The 16,422-nt window shown below is 70.2% G+C and carries 15 protein-coding genes and 1 tRNA gene; 8 read left to right on the top strand and 8 right to left on the bottom strand.

Annotated features, from left to right (window positions below; genetic code table 11):
- Positions 1-62 precede the first annotated feature (62 nt).
- Complete coding sequence (locus MQH31_RS00620; RefSeq protein ID WP_243010557.1) at positions 63-1,628, top strand: APC family permease; 1,566 nt, start codon at positions 63-65, stop codon at positions 1,626-1,628.
- 172 nt (positions 1,629-1,800) lie between these two features.
- Here MQH31_RS00620 and rplA read toward each other — a convergent pair whose 3' ends face one another.
- From rplA to MQH31_RS00595, 5 genes are all read right to left on the bottom strand, one after another.
- Positions 1,801-2,490 (bottom strand): 50S ribosomal protein L1, encoded by a 690-nt coding sequence (gene rplA, locus MQH31_RS00615; RefSeq protein ID WP_134534377.1) that lies wholly within the window; start codon positions 2,488-2,490, stop codon positions 1,801-1,803.
- A gap of 89 nt (positions 2,491-2,579) precedes the next feature.
- Positions 2,580-3,011 carry a 50S ribosomal protein L11 gene (rplK, locus tag MQH31_RS00610; protein ID WP_243010556.1) on the bottom strand — a complete coding sequence of 144 codons (432 nt, stop codon included), beginning with the start codon at positions 3,009-3,011 and terminating at the stop codon, positions 2,580-2,582.
- Positions 3,012-3,095: 84 nt separating this feature from the next.
- Positions 3,096-4,103 (bottom strand): transcription termination/antitermination protein NusG, encoded by a 1,008-nt coding sequence (gene nusG / locus MQH31_RS00605; protein WP_243010555.1) that lies wholly within the window; start codon positions 4,101-4,103, stop codon positions 3,096-3,098.
- Positions 4,104-4,206: 103 nt separating this feature from the next.
- The gene (secE, locus tag MQH31_RS00600) at positions 4,207-4,482 is read right to left on the bottom strand and encodes a preprotein translocase subunit SecE (RefSeq protein ID WP_134534380.1); all 276 of its coding nucleotides are present in this window, start codon (positions 4,480-4,482) and stop codon (positions 4,207-4,209) included.
- Positions 4,483-4,524: 42 nt separating this feature from the next.
- A tRNA-Trp gene (locus MQH31_RS00595) sits at positions 4,525-4,597 on the bottom strand.
- A 145-nt stretch (positions 4,598-4,742) separates the two neighbouring features.
- Here MQH31_RS00595 and MQH31_RS00590 point away from each other — a divergent pair.
- From MQH31_RS00590 to MQH31_RS00570, 5 genes are all read left to right on the top strand, one after another.
- Positions 4,743-5,984 carry a pyridoxal phosphate-dependent aminotransferase gene (locus MQH31_RS00590; protein WP_372488090.1) on the top strand — a complete coding sequence of 414 codons (1,242 nt, stop codon included), beginning with the start codon at positions 4,743-4,745 and terminating at the stop codon, positions 5,982-5,984.
- A gap of 94 nt (positions 5,985-6,078) precedes the next feature.
- Positions 6,079-7,056 carry an ABC transporter ATP-binding protein gene (locus MQH31_RS00585; RefSeq protein ID WP_243010553.1) on the top strand — a complete coding sequence of 326 codons (978 nt, stop codon included), beginning with the start codon at positions 6,079-6,081 and terminating at the stop codon, positions 7,054-7,056.
- Entirely contained in the window at positions 7,053-7,916 is an 864-nt protein-coding gene (locus tag MQH31_RS00580; protein ID WP_243010552.1) for an ABC transporter permease, read from the top strand. The genes MQH31_RS00585 and MQH31_RS00580 overlap by 4 nt, the downstream gene beginning before the upstream one ends.
- 42 nt (positions 7,917-7,958) lie before the next feature.
- Positions 7,959-9,215 carry a sensor histidine kinase gene (locus MQH31_RS00575; protein WP_243010551.1) on the top strand — a complete coding sequence of 419 codons (1,257 nt, stop codon included), beginning with the start codon at positions 7,959-7,961 and terminating at the stop codon, positions 9,213-9,215.
- Positions 9,212-9,835 carry a response regulator gene (locus tag MQH31_RS00570; protein ID WP_243010550.1) on the top strand — a complete coding sequence of 208 codons (624 nt, stop codon included), beginning with the start codon at positions 9,212-9,214 and terminating at the stop codon, positions 9,833-9,835. Before MQH31_RS00575 ends, MQH31_RS00570 begins: the two co-directional genes overlap by 4 nt.
- A 22-nt stretch (positions 9,836-9,857) precedes the next feature.
- Here MQH31_RS00570 and MQH31_RS00565 read toward each other — a convergent pair whose 3' ends face one another.
- Both MQH31_RS00565 and MQH31_RS00560 read right to left on the bottom strand, forming a co-directional pair.
- Entirely contained in the window at positions 9,858-10,571 is a 714-nt protein-coding gene (locus MQH31_RS00565) for a LuxR C-terminal-related transcriptional regulator (RefSeq protein WP_243010549.1), read from the bottom strand.
- Complete coding sequence (locus MQH31_RS00560; RefSeq protein WP_243010548.1) at positions 10,568-12,091, bottom strand: ATP-binding protein; 1,524 nt, start codon at positions 12,089-12,091, stop codon at positions 10,568-10,570. Before MQH31_RS00560 ends, MQH31_RS00565 begins: the two co-directional genes overlap by 4 nt.
- Before the next feature lie 112 nt (positions 12,092-12,203).
- On the opposite strand from MQH31_RS00560, the gene MQH31_RS00555 reads away from it, so the two are divergent.
- Both MQH31_RS00555 and MQH31_RS00550 read left to right on the top strand, forming a co-directional pair.
- Entirely contained in the window at positions 12,204-13,901 is a 1,698-nt protein-coding gene (locus tag MQH31_RS00555; protein WP_243010547.1) for a PspC domain-containing protein, read from the top strand.
- Positions 13,902-13,910: 9 nt separating this feature from the next.
- Positions 13,911-14,789 (top strand): hypothetical protein, encoded by an 879-nt coding sequence (locus MQH31_RS00550; RefSeq protein ID WP_243010546.1) that lies wholly within the window; start codon positions 13,911-13,913, stop codon positions 14,787-14,789.
- 435 nt (positions 14,790-15,224) lie between these two features.
- Here MQH31_RS00550 and MQH31_RS00545 read toward each other — a convergent pair whose 3' ends face one another.
- The gene (locus MQH31_RS00545) at positions 15,225-16,421 is read right to left on the bottom strand and encodes a UDP-N-acetylmuramate dehydrogenase (protein WP_243010545.1); all 1,197 of its coding nucleotides are present in this window, start codon (positions 16,419-16,421) and stop codon (positions 15,225-15,227) included.
- Between the last annotated feature and the right edge of the window lies 1 nt (position 16,422).

Genomic DNA, 16,422 nt, shown 5'->3' with positions numbered 1-16,422 from the left:
GTCACTATGTTGGGCACACACGCCCTGCCGACGACGTCGGGGCGCACCACAGCCGGAAGGTCATGATGAGCGCAGAACAGCCGGGGAAGTCGCCCGCCGCGAAGGGGATCGGCGACCAGGAGCACCTCAGGGTGCTCGGGTACGAGGATTCCTTCCACCGTTCGATGTCGCTGTGGGCGAACTTCGCCCTCGGCTTCACCTACCTCTCGCCGCTCGTCGGCGTGTACTCCCTCTTCGCGCTCGCCCTCAGCACGGGCGGGCCGCCCTCGATCGTCTGGATCGTGATCGTGGGAGCCGGCCAGCTGCTCGTCGCCCTCGTCTTCGGCGAGGTGGTCTCGCAGTACCCGATCGCCGGCGGCATCTATCCGTGGACCCGACGGCTCTGGGGCAAGCGCTACGCCTGGATGGCCGCCTGGGTCTATGTCTGGGCGATGCTCGTCACGATCACCGCGGTCGCCGAGTTCGGCAGCGGCTTCCTCGGCAGCCTGATCGACGCGCCGGTCACGAAGGAGGTCACGCTGGGCCTCTCTGTGCTGTTCCTGCTGGTGGCGTTCGCGTTCAATTTCTCGGGCACGAAGATGCTCGGCCGGGTCGCCAGGATCGGCCTCGCCGCCGAGCTCATCGGCGTGATCGGGCTCGGGCTCTACCTGCTGATCTTCCAGCGCAAGCAGGAGTTCAGCGTCTTCTTCAGCACGATGGGTGTCGAGGGCGACGGCAACTACGCCGTCGCGTTCCTCGGCGCGGCCCTTGCCGGCCTGTTCCTGTTCTACGGCTTCGAAGCCTGCGGGGACGTGGCCGAGGAGGTCGCGAACCCGGCCAGGGGCATCCCGCGGGCCATGATCCTGACCATTCTCGTCGGCGGGGTCTCGGCGCTGTTCTCCTTCGGCGGCTACGTGATGGCGGCGCCCGACCTGCAGGCTGTGGTCGACGGCAACGACATCGACCCGATCCCGGCGATCCTCGAGGCCTCGCTCGGAACGGTCGGCGCCAAGCTCTTCCTCGTGATCGCCATCACGGCCTTCCTGTCCTGCGTACTGAGCCTGCAGGCCGCAGCCAGCCGGCTGATGTTCTCCTTCGCCCGCGACGGAATGATCCCCGGCCACGCCTGGCTCTCCAAGGTCAGCCCGCGCACCGCCGTCCCGGTGAACGCGCTGATCGTCGCCTGTTCGATCCCGCTCGCGCTCTGCCTGCTGATCTACGCGGGCGGCAGCCTCACCCAGATCACGGCGTTCGCGGTGATCGGCATCTACGTCGCGTTCCAGGCCGTCGTGCTCGCCGCTCTCCGCCAGCGGATCAAGGGCTGGCGCCCCGCCGGCCCCTTCAACCTCGGCCGAGCCGGCTTCGTCGTCAACATCGTCGCCCTCGCCTACGGTGTCTTCGCGATGGTGCTGCTGGCGCTGCCCGGCAAGACGGGCGTCTTCCTCGACGACTGGATCGTGCTGATCGGCCTCGCGGTCGTGATGGGCGCAGGGCTCCTGTACCTGTTCATCGCGAAGCCGCACACGAATTCGCACCAGCCGGAGGGCGACGCGATCGCGGTCGCGGCACTGCTCCGGGCGCACCCGGGCAATGCCGCGGCCGCTCCCGCCGCCCCGGGAAAGCCGGGCCCGACATCCGTCTCTGACTGACCCCACCGCCGGACGCCGACGCGGCTCGCGCGCCATCTCCGCCGCTTCGCGCCTGGCATGCCTGGCGCGGAGCGGCGGAAGGGGCGCGCGGTGCTTCGGACGGGCGGATGCGCCGGGTACGACGAAGGGCCCGTCTTGCGACGGGCCCTTCGGTGTGGTGCTGGTGTGGTGCTTAGATGGCGTTGACGTCGAGCGGGATGCCCGGTCCGAAGGTCGTCGAGACGGCGCCCTTCATGACGTAGCGGCCCTTGGACGAGCTCGGCTTGAGGCGGACGATCTCCTCGAGTGCTGCCGTGATGTTCTCGTTCAGCTGCTCGGCGGTGAAGGATGCCTTGCCGACGACGAACTGCACGTTGGCGTGCTTGTCGACGCGGAACGCGATCTTGCCGCCCTTGATGTCGTTGACGGCGCGGGCGACGTCGGTCGTGACCGTTCCGGTCTTCGGGTTCGGCATGAGGCCACGCGGGCCGAGGACCTTACCGAGACGACCGACCTTGCCCATGAGCTCCGGGGTCGAAACCGCGGAGTCGAAGGAGGTGTAACCGGCGGCGACCTTCTCGATGAGCTCGTCGCCACCGACCTCGTCGGCGCCGGCAGCCAGGGCTGCTTCGGCCGCGGGGCCCGTTGCGAAGACGATGACGCGCGACACGCGGCCGGTACCGTGAGGAAGAATAACGGTTCCGCGGACCATCTGGTCAGCCTTGCGCGGGTCGACGCCGAGCTTCAACGCGACCTCGATGGTCGAGTTGAAGTTCGCGGAGCCGGTCTCCCGGGCAATCGCGACGGCTTCGGTGGGGGTGTAGAACTTGTCGGCCTCGATCTTCTCGGCCGCGGCCCGGTAGGCCTTTGACTTCTGTGCCATGTGAATCTCCTGTATATAAAGATTTGAGAGTGTGGTGCGAGCCTGGCCGGCTCTTCCACGTACTGCTGGTGGCGGATGCCTGGTAAGGGTTAGGCCTCGACCGTAACGCCCATGGAGCGTGCGGTGCCGGCGATGATCTTCGCGGCGGCGTCGATGTCGTTGGCGTTGAGGTCAACCATCTTCGCTTCGGCGATCTCGCGGACCTGCGCCTGGGTGAGCTTGGCCACCTTGACGGTGTGGGGGGTGCCGCTGCCCTTGGCAACGCCGGCCGCCTTCTTGATGAGCTCCGCCGCCGGCGGGGTCTTCAGGATGAAAGTGAAGGAACGGTCGTCGTACACGGTGATCTCAACCGGGATGACGTTGCCGCGCTGGGATTCGGTCTGGGCGTTGTATGCCTTGCAGAATTCCATGATGTTCACGCCGTGCTGACCCAGTGCCGGCCCGATGGGCGGTGCGGGGTTTGCGGCGCCGGCCTTGATCTGAAGCTTGATCAGACCAGTAACCTTCTTCTTCGGTGCCATGATTCTTCCTTCTTTTATGATGACGAGCGGCCGTGAGGCAACTCTCCCGGTGGCCCGGACGGGCCCCGGTGGTGGGGAAACTTACTAAAGCTTGGTGACCTGGTCGAAGCTGAGCTCGACCGGGGTCTCACGCTCGAACAGGGAGACGAGGACGATGAGCTTGCCGCTCTCCGCCTTGATCTCGCTGATCGTGCCGGGCAGGCCCGCGAACGAGCCTTCCTTGATCGTGATGGTCTCGCCGATTTCGTAGTCGATCTCGGCGGGCAGTGCGCGGGTCGCGATCTTGCCGTGCGTGCCTGCGCCCTTGGCGGACGGCACGTCCTGGATCTCGACGAGGCTCTTCAGCATGCCGAAGGCCTCCTCGAAGCGCAGCGGCGTCGGGTTGTGCGCGTTGCCGACGAAGCCGGTGACGCCCGGCGTGTGCCGGACGACGGACCAGCTGTCCTCGTTGAGGTCCATGCGGACGAGCACGTATCCGGGGATACGTACGCGGGTGACCATCTTGCGCTGGCCGTTCTTGATCTCGACGACGTCTTCCATCGGAACCTCGACCTGGTAGATGAAATCTTCCATGGCCATCGACTGCTTGCGGTTCTCGATGTTCGACTTCACGCGACGCTCGAAGCCGGCGTAGGAGTGGATGACGAACCACTTGCCGGGCTGGAAGCGGAGTTCCTTGCGGAACTCGGCGTATGGGTCTTCGTCGACGGCTTCTACGGGTGCACCGGCGGCGTCTGCGGCGTCAGCCGCGTCGGCCTCTGCATCGGCGTCGTCCGCGACCGCGTCGACCTCTTCTTCGTCGTCGACGGCTTCGGCGGCGGCTTCTGCCTCGTCGATGGAGTCGATGTCGAGGGCGTCGTCGACGAGCGCGTCGGCCGTGGGGTCGACCGCGCCGGCGAGGGCGTCGAGTGCGGCGTCGAGGTTGTCTTCAACGCCGACGCTGGGGTCGAAGACGTGGACGGCAACCTGTTCGGCGGCTTCCACGGACTCTTCTTCCGCTTCGAGGACGTTGCCTTCCTGTGCTTCGTCGTCGTCGGACGCCTGCTCGGCTGCGGTGGCCCAGTCAACGTCGTCGTGATTCGTCTCAGTCACTAAATCTCAATCCTTATGTAGTGCGCGGGCACGAAGACGTGTCCCGCGCAGCGTTGCCGTGAATCCTGGCCATGCGGTCTCGCCGCCGGTAGGCGGCAGCCGGTCAGCCGCCTGGTGTTCCGAAGACGTACGTCACGACGAGTGCGAACACCCAGTCGAGGGCGGAAACCAGGGCCATCATGATCGCTACGAAGATCAGGACGACAGCCGTGTAGCTCAGCAGTTCCTTGCGTGTCGGGGTGACCACCTTGCGGAGCTCCGCCATGACCTGCTTCAGGAACAGGGACATCCGTGCGAACGGACCGCGTTTGGCGTCGCGAGCGAGTCGTGCGTCTGCGACGATTTCCTCACTGGGTTCGTCGACAACTTTTCGGGCCACCTGTTACACCTTTCATGGGCCGACGGAAATGCCACCGACTTGCAGGGCGGACAGGACTCGAACCTGCAACCTGCGGTTTTGGAGACCGCTGCTCTACCAATTGAGCCACCACCCTATGCAGCCGGATCACCATGCGGACCTGCGCAGACCCCCCGAAAGAAACACGAGAAAAAGGCGCAAAAAAGCATGGCAGATTTCAACTACCTCGATCAAGTCTAGGTCACACCGGCACCACTGTAAAGCTGGGGTCGTCGTGGCGGATGCTGGCCGCGCGGGTGCGGCCACCGTATGCTCGTTCTGTGGCTCACGAACTCAAGCGAATCTCTACCCGGATCGGCTCCATCGCGGAATCGGCAACCCTCAAGGTCGACAGCAAGGCCAAGGCCCTCCAGGCGGCCGGTCGACCCGTGATCAGCTTCGCGGCGGGCGAGCCGGACTTCCCGACACCCGCGCACATCGTCGAGGCGGCGCTTCTCGCCGTGCGCGACCCGAAGAACCACAAGTACACGCCGGCCGCTGGCCTGCCCGACCTGCGCGAGGCCGTCGCCGCGAAGACCCTCCGCGACTCCGGACTCGCAGTCTCCCCCGCCCAGGTGGTCATCACCAACGGCGGCAAACAGGCCGTCTACCAGGCCTTCGCCACCCTGCTCGACCCGGGCGACGAGGTCATCGTGCCGACCCCGTACTGGACCACCTACCCGGAATCGATCCGGCTCGCCGGCGGCGTGCAGGTCGACGTCTTCGCCGGCAGCGACCAGGGCTACCTCGTCACCGTCGAGCAGCTCGAGGCCGCCCGCACCGAGCGCACCAAGGTGCTGCTCTTCGTCTCTCCCTCCAACCCGACCGGCGCCGTCTACTCGCCGGAGCAGACGAAGGCGATCGGCGAGTGGGCGGAGGAGCACGGCCTCTGGGTCATCACCGACGAGATCTACCAGAACCTCACCTACGACGGCGTGCGCGCCGTCTCGATCGTCGAGGCCGTTCCCGCCCTCGCCGACCGCACCATCCTCGTCAACGGCGTCGCCAAGACGTACGCGATGACCGGCTGGCGCCTCGGCTGGATGGTCGGCCCGCTCGACGCGATCAAGGCCGCGGCGAACCTGCAGTCCCACCTCACCTCGAACGTGTCCAACGTTTCCCAGCGCGCCGCGATCGCCGCCCTCACCGGCCCGCAGGACGACGCGATCGCGATGCGGGAGGCCTTCGACCGGCGCCGCCGGCTCATCGTCGCCGAGATGAACAAGATCCCCGGCATGGTGACGCCGACACCGCAGGGCGCGTTCTACGTCTACCCGAACGTGACCGGCCTGCTCGGCCGCACCTGGGGCGGGGTCACGCCGACGACGTCTCTCGAGCTCGCCGACCTGATCCTCGACCAGGCCGAGGTCGCCGCGGTTCCCGGTGAGGCCTTCGGCCCGAGCGGGTACCTGCGCTTCTCCTACGCACTCGGGGACGACCAGCTGCTCGAAGGCATCCACCGCCTGCAGCGCCTCTTCGCCTGAATCGAAACCGACCCGGGCATCCACCGACCGGTGGATGCCCGGGTCGGCCGGGCGGACGCTTACGTTCGCGGGCCTCCGGTGGGATTCTTTCGGTATGACCACCACACCAGAGCCCAGGAACAGCTCAGACCCCGTCGTGCGCGTGCGCGACCTGCACAAGTCCTACGGCGCCTTCGAGGCCGTCGCGGGCATCAGCTTCGACATCCGGCCCGGGGAGACGTTCGCGCTCCTCGGCCCGAACGGCGCGGGCAAGAGCACGGTCATCGAGATCCTCGAGGGCTACCGCGACCGCACCAGCGGCGAGGTGAGCGTGCTCGGCACCGACCCGCAGCACGGCGGCCTCGACTGGAAGGCCCGGCTCGGCATCGTGCTGCAGTCGACGGGCGAAAGCGGCAACGTCACGGTCGCCGAGCAGCTCGCGCACTTCGCGAGCCTCTACCCGAACCCGCGGGACGTGACGGAGGTCATCGCGGCCGTTGGCCTCGAGGAGAAGGCGAAGACCCGGATCAGCCGGCTGTCCGGCGGACAGCGTCGGCGGGTGGATGTCGCGCTCGGCATCATCGGCCGGCCGGAGCTCCTCTTCCTCGACGAACCGACAACGGGGTTCGACCCCGAGGCACGCCACCAGTTCTGGGACCTCGTGCGCAGCCTGAAGTCCGAGGGCACCACGATCCTGCTCACGACCCACTACCTCGACGAGGCCGCCCAGCTCGGCGACCGCGCCGGGGTGATCACCGGGGGCCGCCTGATCGACATCGGCGCGATCGACGAGATCGGCGGGGCGGAGGCGCGGGTTCCGCTCGTGCGCTGGCGGGATGCGGCGGGCCAGTCCCACGAGATCCGCACCGACCAGCCCGGCCGGGTCGTCGCCGAGCTCGTCGCTGCGAGCGTCGGCGCGAGTGGCGGCGCGAGTGGCAAGGGTGCCGGGGAGCCCGCCGAACTCGAGGTGATCCGGCCGAGCCTCGAGGACGTCTACCTCGGGCTCGTGCGCGACGACCGCGCGGAAACCACGGCGGCGGCATCCGCTGCCGACTCGTCCACTTCTGACGACAGCACGGAGGTGCTCGCATGACCACGCTCGACACGACTACCCCTACCGGCGGCATCCGCACGGCCCGCCACGGCGTGCTGCGGCTCGGCCTCGCCCGGGTGTATTACGAAGCACGCATGTACTTCCGCACCCCGGACAGCGTGTTCTTCACGTTCCTGTTCCCGTTCATCATGCTCGCGATCTTCACCGCCGCGTTCGGCTCGGCCGGCAACATCGGCACAGCGCCCGATGGCAGCGGTGGCGTCAGCGTCGGCGCGTATTACCTTCCGGGCATGCTCGCGGCGGGCATGCTGCTCTCCGGCGTGCAGAACCTCGCGGTCGACATCGCCGGGGAGAAGAGCGACGGCACTCTCAAACGACTCGGCGGCACCCCGCTGTCCCCGCTGAGCTACTTCATCGGCAAGATCGGGATGGTGCTCGTCACGGGCACGATCCAGGCGGCCCTGCTGATCCTCGTGGCGCGGTTCCTGCTCGATATCGCCCTGCCGACCGACCCGTCCACCTGGCTGACCTTCGCCTGGGTGTTCCTGTTCGGAGTGATCGCGTGCGCGTTCCTCGGCATTGCGCTCTCCGCGCTGCCGCGCTCCGGGAAGAGCGCGACGGCCGTCGTGATCCCGATCGTGCTGATCCTGCAGTTCATCTCGGGCGTCTACCTGCAGTTCTACGTGCTGCCCGAGTGGATGCAGAACGTCGCGAGCCTCTTCCCGCTCAAGTGGATGGCACAGGGGATGCGCTCGGTGTTCCTGCCGGACAGCTTCGCGAGCCTCGAGCAGAACGGGGTCTGGGACCTCCCGCTCGTCGCGCTCAACCTCGGGATCTGGCTCGTGGTCGGACTCGTGCTCAGCCGGGTGACGTTCCGCTGGATCCGCAAGGACAGCTGAACCGGTGTACTCCGGTCACCGCCGCCGTGGGAGGCTGGGCGCATGAGAATTCCGGCCATGACGACCGTGCGCTGGTGGGACGTCGCCGTCGGCGGGTCCCTGCTCCTGATGGGAGTGCTCGCGGCCTCCGACACCTACCGGTACGGGCACGAGCTCGGGCGGATCGGCGCTCTCGCGACGCTCGCCGCGATCGGTGTCGGCTATCTCTGGTTCGGGCGGCGCGCGATCGACTGCCCGAGCGGACGGGCCGCGCAATCGGGGATGGCCGCGACGGCCTTCCGCGGCGTGCTGATCGTCGGCGTCGGCGTCGCGGCGGCGTTCAACCCGAGCCTTGCGACGCTCCAGGCGATCGCCTTCCCGCTGCTCTGGACGCTCACCGATTCCTTTCTCGTCTCCGTCGCCCTGAGTGCACTCCTCGCGATGTCGGCTGCGGCCGGGCTCTGGCTGGGCATCGGCGGCACCGCGTCCGCCCTGGGCCAGGCGTTTGCGACGGAAGGCATCTCCTTCGTCTTCGCGATCGCGATGGGCGCCTGGATCACCCGCATCGCCCGCGACGGCAACACCCAGCGCCGCCTCTACGAGGAACTCAGCGTCGCCCAGGACGAGCTCGCCGCCCTGCACCGGGATGCCGGGCGCGCGGCCGAGCGGGAACGCCTGGCCAGGGAGATCCACGACACCATCGCCCAGAGCCTGACGAGCCTCGTGATGCTCGCCCAGCGCGCGGGGAACGAGCTCGGGCCGGACAGCGGGGCGCGGCCCACCGTCGAACTCATCGAGGACACCGCCCGGCAGGCCCTGACCGAGGCGCGCACCCTGGTCGCGGCGATGTCGCCCGTGCGGGTCGGCGACTCGACCCTCGCCGAGACCCTGCGCCGCCTCGCTGCACGCTTCGAACGCGAGACCGGCATCCAGGTGCTGGTGTCCGTCTCGGCGCCCGGCCTCGACGGACTCGACCGGCTCGACCGCGAAAACGAGGTCGTGCTGCTCCGCTGCGCCCAGGAGGGTCTCGCGAACGTGCGCAAGCACTCCCGCGCGGGGGCGGCATCCGTTCGCCTCGAACGAGTGGGCACGGATGCCGTGCTCACCGTGACCGACGACGGTCGCGGCCTCGGCGCCTATGCTCCCGCCCACGAGAACGGGTTCGGCCTCTCGGGGATGCGCGACCGGCTCGCCCTCGTCGGCGGCGGTCTCACGGTCGGCGCCGGTGAGCGCGGCGGCACCGTGCTGCGGGTGACCGTGCCCGCGGCGGGCGCGGACGACGCCCGCACCTCCGTCGAATCGGTGCGGGGCGAGCGATGATCCGGGTCATCGTGGCCGACGACCACCCGATCGTGCGCGGCGGCATCGCCATGCTGCTCGGCGCCGCCGGCGACATCGAGGTCGTCGGGCAGGCAGGCAACGGCGAGGAGGCGGTCGCGCTCGCGGCCGCGCTCGACCCCGACCTCGTGCTGATGGACCTGCGGATGCCGCTGCTCGACGGCGTCGCGGCGACCGCGCTCATCGTCGCGGCGAACGAGCGTACCCGGGTGCTGGTGCTCACGACCTACGAGAGCGACGACCAGATCCTCGCGGCGATCGCGGCCGGGGCGAGCGGGTACCTGCTCAAGGCGGCGCCCCAGGCGGAGATCATCGAGGGCGTGCGCTCGGTCGCTCGCGGCCAGACCGCGCTCGCCCCGTCGATCGCGGCGATGCTCGTGCAGCGGGTGCGCGTGGATGCCGCCCCCGCGCCGCGCCTGTCGGCCCGCGAACTCGACGTGCTCCGGCTCGTCTCGGCCGGCGAGAGCAACCCGCAGATCGGCCGCTCACTGTTCATCAGCGAGGCGACCGTGAAGACGCACCTGCTGCACGCCTTCGAGAAGCTCGCGGTGAGCGACCGGACCCGCGCCGTGACCCGGGCGATGGAACTCGGACTGCTGTAGCCCGGCGGATACCGCCGGGCGGCTAGAGCAGCTTGCGCTCGAGCGCCCAGGCGGTGAGCTCGTAGCGGGAGGAGAGCTGCAGCTTGCGGAGCACCGCTGAGACGTGCGTCTCGACGGTCTTCGGCGAGATGAACAGGCTCCCGGCGACTTCCTTGTAGGTGTAGCCGCGGGCGATCAGCCGCATGACCTCCTGCTCCCTCGCGGAGAGGCGGTCGAGTTCCTCCGTCGTCTCGGCTGTCTCGCCGGCGACCGCGCCGAACGCGTCGAGCACGAAGCCCGCGAGCCGCGGGGAGAACACGGCGTCGCCGCCGGCGACCCGGCGTGCGGCTTCGGAGACCTCGGCCCCCGATGAGCTCTTGGTGATGTAGCCGCGGGCGCCCGCCCGGATCACCCGGACCACGTCGTCGGCGGCGTCGGAGACGCTCAGCGCGAGGAACAGGGTGTGCGGCGCCCGGTGCGCGGCATCGTGGATGACCTCGCTGCCGCCGCCGCCACGCCCGCCGGGCAGGTGCACGTCGAGCAGCACCACCCGCGGCTGCAGCGCGACCACGAGTTCGATCGCCTCGTCGACGGTCGCGGCCTCGCCGAGCACCCGGACGTCCGCGTCGAGTTCGGCGCGCAGGCCGGAGCGGAAGATCGAGTGGTCGTCGACGATCACGACCGGGAGCCCGGCGGCCGTGCCGGGCGCGGTGCCGAGGTCCGGGCGCGGGTCTGGTGCGGCGTGCGGCTCGCTCATGAGCGGCTCCCGTCGGCATCCGCTTCGTCTGGCTGCACCGGGTCCGGCCGAACCGATTCGACGGAGAGTGTGGGGTTTTCGGCCCGAATCGGGCCCGTAACGTGCGTTTTCATCACAAAGTCCGTCGAATTGGTTGGGTGCGGGGCGGCAGGGTCGGGGACCGCGGGGGCAGCGGATGCCGTGGGCAGGGTGAGCAGGATCTCCGTGCCGGCGCCGCCGGGGCCGGGACGCACGAGCGCGGAGCCGCCGAGACGACGCATCCGCCCGATGACGGACTCGCGGACGCCGTGCCGGTCGTCCGGTACGTCGTCGAGCCGGAAGCCGGGCCCGCGGTCGGTCACGCTGAGGCTCACCGCGGTCGCCCCCGTCTCGAGGTAGACAGACACCGGTCCGCCCGCGTGCCGCGCCGCGTTGAGCATGGCCTCGCGGGCAGCGGCGAGCAGCCCATCCGGGGCGGGTCCGAGGCTCGCGCCGGCGCTCACGACATCGAACTGAACCGGGAAATCGGCCTCGAGCTCCGCGCCGATCCGGCGGAGGGCCGTCGGGAGGTCGACGTCGGGGGCACCAGACCCGGCACCGCCATCGGCGCCCGCTCCTCCGCCCGTGCCGAAACCGGTCCCCGTCCCGGTGAACAGCCATTCGCGCAGCTCGCGTTCCTGGGCGCGGGCGAGCCGGGCGGCGTCGCTCTGCGGCCCGGCCTTCTGCTGGATCAACGCGAGCGTCTGCAGCACGGAGTCGTGCAGGTGCGCGGCGATCTCGGCGCGTTCGGCCTCGCGGGCCCGCCCCGCGCGCTCGTCGGCGAGGTCGCGCGAGAGCCGCACGAGCCACGGCGCGATCACGACGACGACGCCGAGCAGCACCGAAGCGGATGCGATCACGACCGTCCACCCGTCCGGGCTGTCGCTCGTCACGAAGAACAGCAGGATCCCGACGGCGACGAGCACGAGGGCGCCGAGGGCGCGCACGAGCAGGGCGGACGAGTGCTGCTCGGAACCGCCGCGAATGTCCGCGAACTGGCGCCAGGCGAGCGCGGTCCCCGAGAGCACGACGATCGCGGGGATGACGACGGCGAGCGGGATATCGGCGCCGAGCCGGCTCGCGACGAGGGTGAGCCCGGCGGCGAGGAGGGCGAGCCCGAGCAGGATCTCCGTGATCGGGGCCGACCGGGCCGAGGACGCGGCGGCGGCGGCTCTCTCGGCCGCGGCATCCGCCGGCCCGCCGAGGCCGGAACCGGAGTCAGAGCCGGAGCCGGAGCCGGAGGAGCCTGCGTACCCGGGCGCCGGGCGCGCGAGACTCGCCTTGGGGAGTTCGCCCGCCCCGAACCGGGCCGGGTTCGCTGTCTCTGTCGGCGTCGTCACCCAGAGCCAGGCGTAGAGCAGCGCGCCGGACCCGCCGGCGAGGACGAGCAGCAGCGTCGCGCTGCGCACCACGGTCACGGACAACCCGGTGTGTTCGGCGAACCCCGCGCAGACGCCGGCGATGATCCGCTGGCGCGGCCGGGTCATCCGCTCGGTTCTCATGTCTTCATCCAAGCACCCCGAAGGCCGCCCCGATCCGGTGCGGCCAGATCTCAGGGTCCGTTCAGGGTTCTCCCCCATAGCAGCGCGCCACCGCGAGTGGTTGAGTGAAGTTATGACCGATCAACCGCGTAATCCGACATATCCGGCCGGCCCGGGCCCGTCGGGTCCAGACCAGCTCACCCGTTTCTTCGACTGGATCCGCCGCAGCGGCATGGTCCGTGGCGCTGACCGCTGGTTCGCCGGAGTCTGCGGCGCGATCGCCGGCCGCACCGGCCTCGACCCGATCATCGTGCGCGGCATCGCGTTCGTTCTCGCCGTGCTCGGGGCTCCCGTGCTCTTCGTCTACGCGGTCGGCTGGGCGCTCCTGCCCAACGCGCTCGGTCGCATCCACGCCGAGGAAGCCCTCCGTGGCCGCTTCGAGCCCGCCATGATCGGGATCGGCGCCGTCCTGCTCCTCACCATCGTGCCGTTCACCCGCGGATTCTGGTGGGACGGCCCTCCCGCCGCCTGGGGCATGCCCGGCTGGCTGAGCACCTCGCTGAGCGCCGCCTGGGGCCTCGCGGTCGTCGCCGGCATCGTCTGGCTCGTGCTCTACCTCGTGCGCCGCGGTCCGGGCGGCGGGGGTTCATCCCGCGGCGGAAACGGCGGCTACGGTTCCGGCGACGGTACCGGGTACAGCCCCGGTCCGGGTTCCGGTTCCGGCGAGCGCCCGCGTCCGACCTCGGGTTACGGCTCGGCAGCGGATGCCGGTCCCACCCCGCCTGCCCCCGGCGCGCCCCCCGCACCCCCGGCTCCGCCGGCGCCCGAGGCCACGTCTTCCGCCGGCTTCGCCCCGCAATCGTCGTGGACCGCGTCGCCATCCCCGACCGAGAACCCGTACCAGGCCGACTACCGGAACCGGAACGGAATCCCGCAGCCGACGCCGGGGACGTACCCGGGGGCATCCGCTTACCCGGGCGGCCCGGGCACCCCGGGCGCACCCGCGACCGGCGCGTACGCGGCGAACGCCGCGAGTGCGACGGCCGCGAACCAGGCCTGGCAGGAGCAGAACCGGGTGCGTACCGAGCAGAACCGCGCGTGGCGCGAGCAGAACCTCGCCTGGCAGGAACGCCAGCGTCAGCGGCAGGCCGAACAGGCCGCCTGGCGCCGCGGCCGCCGCCCGAGCGCCGCCGTGTCGGCGATCACCCTCGGGGTCGCGCTGCTCGCCGGAGCGATCGTCGCGTCCGTCTATGCGCACGGGGTCTGGTCGAATTCCGCGTTCGTCCTCGGCCTCGCCGTCGCCCTCGGCGTCGCCGCGATCGGCATGATCGTCTCCGGCATCCGCGGCCGCGAGAGCGGGGCGCTCGGCGGGCTCGCGTTCCTCGCGGCGCTCACCCTCGTCGCCCTCGGCTGGATGCCGCAGGGCACCCAGTTCGCCTTCGCCGGCACCCACAACTGGGCCGTGCCGTCCTCCTCTGCCGGGGCACCCCCCGGCTACGCGATGTTCGCCGGCACGCCGACCGTCGACCTCACCGCCCTCGACAATGCCCCGGCCCGGGACGCCCGCACGATCGACGTGTGGCTCGGATTCGGCGTGACGACGCTCGAGCTGCCGAGCGACCGGCCCGTCGAGGTCGAGGTCAACCTCCTCGCCGGCGTCGTGACGACGGGCGGGGAATCACGCGACCCCGAGCGCGCCGGTGTCTTCCTCCGCGACGTGCGCACCGTCAACGGCACGGATGCCCGGGCCGTCACCCACGTTCGCGTCTGGTCGTTCGCCGGCCAGGTCGACCTCACTCAGTCCGGCGTCCGCGTCGGCACCGCACGCTAGGAGTCCGCCATGACCGATCCCGTCACCCCATCCGCCGGTTCGGGCCGTCCCGACGAGCCCGCAGAGTCGCAAGCGACCGCCGCCGACTCTACAGACTCACCTGAAACCGCCGCGTCCGCAGAAACCGCCGTGCTCCCCCTCGACGCGACCATCCCGTTCCCGGTCTCGGAGGGCGATACCGAGGTGCTTCCGTTCGAGTCCGGCTCCGCCCCATCCGGACCGATGCCCACAGCCGATTCGACCGAGACCGCCGTCCTGCCGGCCGAAGCCGCCACAGCCCCCTCGGCAGCATCGACCGCAGAGTCCGTCGTCCTGCCTGCTGAAGCGGCCATACCCCCCGCCGGACCGACCGCAGAGACCGCCGTCCTGCCGACTGAGCCCTCGACCACCTCTGGCGCATCGGCCGCAGACACCGATGTCCTTCCGTTCGGGACGATGGACCGTTCGGGACTCGCCGAGACCGAAGTACTCCCGGCCGAGCCGGTCATTCCGGAGTTCACCGCATTCGCCGCGCCGCGCGAACACGATATCCCCCTGGCCCAGAGTGCCGCTTCGGGTGCGAGTGCAGCAGGTGCCAGCGCAGCTGCGACCCCCTCCTCAGGCTCGACGCCGCCTCCCGTGCCTCCCGCACCGACCGCACCCGCTTACGCGGCTCCGAGCGCGAGTGCCCCGGAGCCGTGGCCTGCGGCGCCGGCGCGGCGGCGGCGTCCGCTCTTCGGCACGATCTTCTGGGGCACGGTGATGCTCGCCTTCTCGGGCTTCATCATCTATCGCACGCTCGTGCCCGGCGAGACCGACCCCGCGCTGTGGCTGCTCGGCGGCGTGATCCTGATGGGGCTCGTGCTCATCGTCGCGGGCATCGCCGCAGCGGCCCGGCGAGCGACCTGACCGGTCGCGGCCCCACGCGCGCTCGCGCTGCGATGAGCGAGCGCGGGAGTTGCGCCACAGCGCGGGTGTTCCTCACGGCAGCAGCCGAGCAACAGCCTGGGACAGCGAGCCCCGAGCCGCGAGGCCGCTGGTTGGGCGCCCCTCCCGGACCCGCGCGCCAGTTCCGCCGCTACGCTGCCGGCATGCCGGGCGCGGAGCGGCGCATGTAGCGCGTGAGAGCAGCTGCAGGCAGCCGCGGAACCTGAACCCAGGCAACGGATGCCGAACGCCGCCCGCTGGAGCCGCCCGGGCATCCGCTGGCCGAACCGATTCGACGGAGTTTGTGGGATTTCGACACTCAGGAAGCCGCGTAAACCGGTTCAGAATCGAAAAACTCCGTCGAACTGGTTGGGGGCCCGTTGCTCAGGGGCAGGCGCGAAGCCGCGCAACCCGGGGCTACAGGCCGAGGCCGACGAGCACGGGCTCCGGCTGCAGGATGACGCCGAACTCCGCCTGCACGCGCTGCTGCACGAACCGGGCGAGCTGGGCGACCTCCTCGCCGCTCGCACCCCCGGTATTGGTCAGGGCGAGGGTGTGCTTGCTCGATACCGCAGCCCGTGAACCGGGCAACCGGAAGCCGCGCGAGATGCCGGCGTGCTCGATGAGCCACGCCGCGCTCAGTTTGACGAGCGGCACGACCAGGGTCGCGCCGGGCACGGGACCGATCCCGTAGTAGTCGTCGAGCGGGATCACCCGGTCGGGCAGCTCGGGGTCGTTCAGCGGCCAGCGCGGCGCCGACTCCGGCAGGGTCCGCGAGAAGCTGAGGGAGACGATCGGGTTAGTGAAGAACGACCCGGCGCTCGTCGCGTCCGTGTCGTCCGGGTCGAGCAGCATGCCCTTCGCGGCGCGCAGCCGCAGCACGGTCTCGCGCACATCGGCGAGCGGCACGCGGTCGCCGAGGTGCACACCGAGGGCGTCCGCGAGCTGGGGGAAGGCGAGGGGGCGGCTGAGCGCTCCTCCGAGAACGGATGCCTCGGCCGCGGTGTCCCACAGCTCCAGTTCGACCGCCACGACGAGACCGCGGAGCCCGTGCTTGAGCAGCGAGGTGCGGTACCCGAGCTCGAGTTCTGCGGCGGGGATGCGGCGCCGTTCGCCGCTCTCGTAGTCGAGGAAGTCGATCGCGACGAGGCTGTTGGCGAGTTCCTGGCCGTATGCGCCGATGTTCTGCACCGGCGCGGCTCCGGTCGAGCCGGGAATTCCGGAGAGGGCTTCGATGCCCGACCAGCCCTGCGCGACGGTGTGAGCGACGAGGGCATCCCAGGGTTCGCCCGCCTGCACGCGCAGGATCACGCGGTCGGCGGAGTGCTCGACCGATACGCCGCGGGTCAGCACCCGCACAACGGTGCCGTCGAACTCGGTGTCTGCCGCGACGGTGTTCGAGCCGCCGCCGAGCAGCAGCCACTCCTCGCCGGACGCCCAGACGTCCTGGACGGTCGCGACGAGCTCGTCCTCGGTTTCCGCAGCGAGCAGCAGCCGCGGGCGTCCGCCGGTGCGGATCGTGGTGAGTTCGGCGAACGTCGACGGCGCGGCATCCGTCGGCTCGGTGCCCGCGTCAGAGACCGGCACAGCAGAAGCAGAAGCAGCGTCAGTCATG

Origin of the sequence: Cryobacterium zhongshanensis (genome assembly GCF_022760445.1) — a bacterium.
GTDB lineage: Bacteria > Actinomycetota > Actinomycetes > Actinomycetales > Microbacteriaceae > Cryobacterium > Cryobacterium algoricola.
The sequence above is the reverse complement of the archived record's forward strand: the minus strand, read 5'-3'. Positions and strand labels throughout refer to the sequence as shown.

What these genes read in the sequence shown, in the direction of transcription:
- MQH31_RS00620 (WP_243010557.1), top strand. Translation starts at nt 63, where the DNA reads ATGATGAGCGCAGAACAGCCGGGGAAGTCGCCCGCCGCGAAGGGGATC.
- rplA (WP_134534377.1), bottom strand. Translation starts at nt 2,490, where the DNA reads ATGGCACAGAAGTCAAAGGCCTACCGGGCCGCGGCCGAGAAGATCGAG.
- rplK (WP_243010556.1), bottom strand. Translation starts at nt 3,011, where the DNA reads ATGGCACCGAAGAAGAAGGTTACTGGTCTGATCAAGCTTCAGATCAAG.
- MQH31_RS00590 (WP_372488090.1), top strand. Translation starts at nt 4,743, where the DNA reads ATGCTGGCCGCGCGGGTGCGGCCACCGTATGCTCGTTCTGTGGCTCAC.
- MQH31_RS00585 (WP_243010553.1), top strand. Translation starts at nt 6,079, where the DNA reads ATGACCACCACACCAGAGCCCAGGAACAGCTCAGACCCCGTCGTGCGC.
- MQH31_RS00580 (WP_243010552.1), top strand. Translation starts at nt 7,053, where the DNA reads ATGACCACGCTCGACACGACTACCCCTACCGGCGGCATCCGCACGGCC.
- MQH31_RS00575 (WP_243010551.1), top strand. Translation starts at nt 7,959, where the DNA reads ATGAGAATTCCGGCCATGACGACCGTGCGCTGGTGGGACGTCGCCGTC.
- MQH31_RS00570 (WP_243010550.1), top strand. Translation starts at nt 9,212, where the DNA reads ATGATCCGGGTCATCGTGGCCGACGACCACCCGATCGTGCGCGGCGGC.
- MQH31_RS00565 (WP_243010549.1), bottom strand. Translation starts at nt 10,571, where the DNA reads ATGAGCGAGCCGCACGCCGCACCAGACCCGCGCCCGGACCTCGGCACC.
- MQH31_RS00560 (WP_243010548.1), bottom strand. Translation starts at nt 12,091, where the DNA reads ATGAGAACCGAGCGGATGACCCGGCCGCGCCAGCGGATCATCGCCGGC.
- MQH31_RS00555 (WP_243010547.1), top strand. Translation starts at nt 12,204, where the DNA reads ATGACCGATCAACCGCGTAATCCGACATATCCGGCCGGCCCGGGCCCG.
- MQH31_RS00550 (WP_243010546.1), top strand. Translation starts at nt 13,911, where the DNA reads ATGACCGATCCCGTCACCCCATCCGCCGGTTCGGGCCGTCCCGACGAG.
- MQH31_RS00545 (WP_243010545.1), bottom strand. Translation starts at nt 16,421, where the DNA reads ATGACTGACGCTGCTTCTGCTTCTGCTGTGCCGGTCTCTGACGCGGGC.